Source organism: Mesorhizobium sp. M8A.F.Ca.ET.021.01.1.1, from assembly GCF_003998025.1.
Lineage (GTDB): Bacteria > Pseudomonadota > Alphaproteobacteria > Rhizobiales > Rhizobiaceae > Mesorhizobium.
In genome coordinates this window covers 1-4,186 of record NZ_RZSJ01000540.1, presented here as the reverse complement: position 1 = coordinate 4,186, position 4,186 = coordinate 1, and the positions used below count along the sequence as shown (strand labels likewise).

4 protein-coding genes and 1 pseudogene are annotated in these 4,186 nt (G+C 63.0%); all 5 read right to left on the bottom strand.

What is annotated here, in order from left to right:
- Positions 1–880 (bottom strand): cell division protein FtsA (ftsA, locus tag EOA36_RS29280; RefSeq protein WP_127280470.1); only part of this gene is annotated, 880 nt, incomplete at its 3' end.
- Complete coding sequence (locus EOA36_RS29275; RefSeq protein WP_127280469.1) at positions 877–1,818, bottom strand: cell division protein FtsQ/DivIB; 942 nt, start codon at positions 1,816–1,818, stop codon at positions 877–879. The genes EOA36_RS29275 and ftsA, both read right to left, overlap by 4 nt.
- The gene (locus EOA36_RS29270) at positions 1,806–2,732 is read right to left on the bottom strand and encodes a D-alanine--D-alanine ligase (RefSeq protein WP_127280468.1); all 927 of its coding nucleotides are present in this window, start codon (positions 2,730–2,732) and stop codon (positions 1,806–1,808) included. The genes EOA36_RS29275 and EOA36_RS29270 overlap by 13 nt, the downstream gene beginning before the upstream one ends.
- Before the next feature lie 303 nt (positions 2,733–3,035).
- Positions 3,036–4,001: a UDP-N-acetylmuramate dehydrogenase gene (gene murB, locus EOA36_RS29265; protein ID WP_127280467.1), complete on the bottom strand. Its 966-nt coding sequence runs from the start codon at positions 3,999–4,001 to the stop codon at positions 3,036–3,038.
- Positions 3,998–4,186, bottom strand: a pseudogene (gene murC / locus EOA36_RS29260) (UDP-N-acetylmuramate--L-alanine ligase); the annotation flags it as partial. The gene murB and the pseudogene murC, both read right to left, overlap by 4 nt.

The following is a 4,186-nucleotide window of genomic DNA, read 5'->3' as shown; positions in this document are numbered from 1 at the left end:
AGACCAGATCGCGGTCGTCGGCGCTGCCCGGCAGCGCCGAGCCGTGCATCACCTTCAGCCGCTCGGCGGCATCGAGCGACGTCGAAAGCCCCTTGGCCATGTCGAGCGTCACATGATTGCCACCGATGGCGATGGCGTCGCCATGGACGAACTTGCCTTCCGAAAACACCGAGATCGTCGTCGTGCCGCCGCCCATGTCGATGCAGGCGGCTCCGAGTTCGAGCTCGTCGTCGACGAGTGCCGCCAGCCCGCTGGCATAGGGCGTCGCCACCATGCGCTCGACCGACAGGTGCGAACGGTTGATGGAGAGCTCCAGATTGCGCATCGGCGCCGCATCACCGGTCAGCACATGCATGTCGACGCCAAGCGCATCGCCCACCATGCCGCGCGGATCGCGCACGCCGCGCTCCGCATCGAGCGAGAAGCCGACGGGCAGCGAGTGGATCACCTCGCGTTCGGCCTTCAGCGCCTGCTTGGCGCCGGCGCCGAGCACGCGCTTGATATCGGCTTCGTCGGCCTCGTGGCCGCCGAGGTTGATGGTGGCCGAAAAGGCTTCGCTCTTCAGTCGTCCGGCGGTCATGTTGACGATCAGCGAATCGACCGTCAGCCCGGCCATGCGCTCGGCGGCGTCGACGGAGAGGCGGATGGCATGCTCGGCGCGGTCGAGATCGACGACGACGCCCGACTTCACCCCTTGCGATTTCTGGTGGCCGATGCCGATCACCTGGATCCGGTGAGAGCGGCCGCGCAGAAGCTTGCCGTCATCGTTCGGCTTCAGCTTGGCCACCATGCAACAGACCTTGTTCGAGCCGACATCCAGCACCGTCAGGGTGCCGGACCGGCGCGACGAGGCATCGCCAGAACCGCCAAGCCAGCTCATATCTTCGTCTCCGGCTTGCGCTTGAGGGTTTTCGGCTTCTCGTTGAGCGCGGCCTCGCGCTGCGTCGCCGCCTGCGGCGTCAGCTCCACGACCAGCCGGTCTGTCAGGCGCATGTCGACAGCGGCGATATCGCGCGACAACAGCCCCTTGTCATGGTCCATCTTGACGAGTTCGGCGAGCGCCTGGTCCTCGTCGTCTTCGGGCAGCTTGACGGTGATGCCGTTGTCCAACTTGAGGTCCCAGCGCCGCTCGCCGACGCGGACATAGCCTTTGATGCGGCTGGCGAGGTCGGGATATTGCTCGATCTTGGCCAGGAAATCAGGCGCCTTGGCCGGCGCGCCGGTGCCGATCAACAGCGGCAGGAGCACCTGCTTGCCGCCCGAGAACGGCGCGATGACGGCGCCATCCTTTTCGATGACGGAGAGATCATCGCCCTGCTGCCAGAGCGCGAAGGCTTCGCGCTCCTCGACGCGCACTTCCAGCGTGTGCGGATAGACCTTGCGCACCGCGGCAATCTCGATCCACGGCAAGGTAGCGATGCGCTCCCGCGCGGCCTCGGCATCGAAGCCGATCAGCGACGTCCAGCCATCGAGCTCGAGCCGGTCGAGAATGTCGATCTCGGAAGTCTGGCGGTTGCCGACCACCTTGACCTGATCGACGGCAAAGCCGGTACGGGCGGTGATGCTTTGAATGATGCCGTCGGCATGACCGCCAAGGTAGGCGCCATAGGCCCCGCTCGAAGCCAGCAGCACCGACGACATGATCGCGGCGGAGAAGCGCGGCGCCTGAAATTCACCATCACCCAGGCGCGTCAGGATGCGCACCGGGCGGCGAAGCACGCGCGGCAGAACGAAATGGTCCAACGACAATGGCAGGCCGAACAGCGACGGCCCGGCCGCGCCCCTCACCTTGCCCTGTCCCCATTTCAACGCAGACACGAAGCGTCCTCCACCATCCAACTCAACAGTTCACCAAACGAATGCCCGGCATGGGCGGCAATTTCAGGCACCAGAGACGTCGGCGTCATGCCCGGCTGAGTATTGACCTCGAGCCATACAACCTCGCCATTTTCGGAGTGACGATCGTCATAACGGAAGTCCGACCGGGAAACGCCCCGACAGCCGACAGCTTGGTGAGCCTTGAGCGCCAGTGTCTGTATTTTTTGGTAAATATTCGGTGAAACTTTTGCGGGGCATTCGTGTTTTGATCCGCCCGCGACATATTTTGAATCATAGTCGTAGAAGGAATGGCCCGTTGGGATGATCTCGCAGACGCCGAGCGCCACGTCTCCCATGACGGCGCAGGTCAGTTCGCGCCCATGGATGTAGCGCTCGACCATGACGGTATCGCCATATTTCCACTCGGACGACCCGATGACCTGCGGCGGATGCGACTGCCCCTCCGAGACGATAACGACACCGAAGCTCGACCCTTCGCTCACCGGCTTGACCACATAGGGCGGCTTCATCGGATGCTTGTTCTGGATGGAGAAACGATTGGCGACCTTTGATTCGGCGACAGGCACGCCGACCGATTTGACGATCTTCTTCGCCTGCTCCTTGTTCATGGCGAGCGCCGAGGCGAGCACGCCGGAATGGGTGTAGGCAATGCCGAGATATTCGAGGATGCCCTGGATGGTACCATCCTCGCCAAAAGGCCCATGCAGCGCATTGAAGGCGACATCGGGCTTGAGCTCGGCGAGCACCGAACCGACGTCGCGCCCGACATCGACACGGGTAACCTGATAGCCTTCCTGCTCGAGCGCATCTGCACAGGCCTTTCCAGAAGACAGGGACACGGGCCGCTCGGACGAGAAACCTCCCAGCAATACGGCCACATGCTTGTTCTTCATTCCCCGTCATCCCCTCTCACGGCGGACTAAAAACCCAAGGATTTCCGCAACATTGAGTCCGAGTCTCCCGGCAGGTTGCCCCCCCAGACGGAAAACGCGGGTAACGCGTCGAACGACTCAAATCAGGAAACGCTTTAGGGCAGAGAATCAGAGAGTTGATTCACTGGCAAGTGCTTATGATTCCGAGGGATTCACTTTGTGAGAAAATGAATGCGAAAACCGTCTCGCTGAGTCTTTGCAGCAACGATTTCAAGGCATTTCGATCTCGTTGAAGTTCACGCATCACGTGAACTTCAAGATGCGCTAAAGAAGCTGACCCAGGAACTCCTGCACTGCATGCCCGGAGCGGAAATTGCCGATGCGCTTGATCTCCCACTGCAGCCGGATGCCCGAATGCTCGAGTACCCGCGCGCGCACCGTCTCGCCGAGATATTCGAGGTCGTAGCCGGTCGCGGTTCCGGTGTTGATCATGAAGTTGCAGTGCATCGGCGACATCTGCGCGCCCCCGATCATCAGGCCGCGGCAACCCGCCTTGTCGATTTCCTTCCAGGCCGAGGTGCCTTCCGGGTTCTTGAAGGTCGAGCCGCCCGTCTTCTCGCGGATCGGCTGCACGGTCTCGCGATGGTTCTGCACCGCCTCCATCGCCGCCTTGATCGCTGCCTTGTCCTCGGCAAAGCCTTCGAAGACGGCCGACGTGAAGATCAGCCCGGTCGGTGCCGCCGAATGGCGGTAGGCATAGCCCATCTCGGCGTTGCTCAGCGTCTGGACATTACCCTTGCGGTCGAGCGCACGCACCTCGACGACGCGCTCGCCCGTCTCGACGCCATTGGCCCCGGCATTCATCCTGAGCGCACCACCGATGGCGCCTGGAATGCCGTGGTAGAAATGAAAGCCGCCGATGCCGGCCTCGAGCGCCACCGCCGCCACACGCTTGTCGGGCGTGGCGGCACCTGCCCTGATCCTGATCGGGGAAATGACTTCGGCCTCGCCAAAGCCCTTGGCGGAAAGCCTGACGACGAAACCCGGAATGCCGCCGTCGCGGACCAGAAGGTTCGAGCCGACACCGACAATCGTCAGGGGGATCTCTTCGGGAACCGCCTTGAGGAACGCGGCAAGATCCTCCTCGTCGGCCGGCTGGAACAGTGCCTCGGCAAGGCCGCCTGCCCGGAACCAGGTGATCTTGTCCATCTCGGCATTTGGCGTCATGCGGCCACGCAGGCCGGCCAGCCGGTCGCCAAGTCTGTCGATCAGGGCCTGGCCGTTCATCATGAGGCGGCGAGCTCCTTCGGCAGCGCATAGGCCCATTGGGTAATATTGCCGGCGCCCAGGAAGACGACGAAGTCGCCGGGCTTGGCGATGTCGCGGATGACAGGCGCGATATCGGCCGGCCCCTCGATGTAGCGCGCGTCGCGATGGCCGCCGGCACGTATGCGCGACACCAGCGCGTCCGAGGT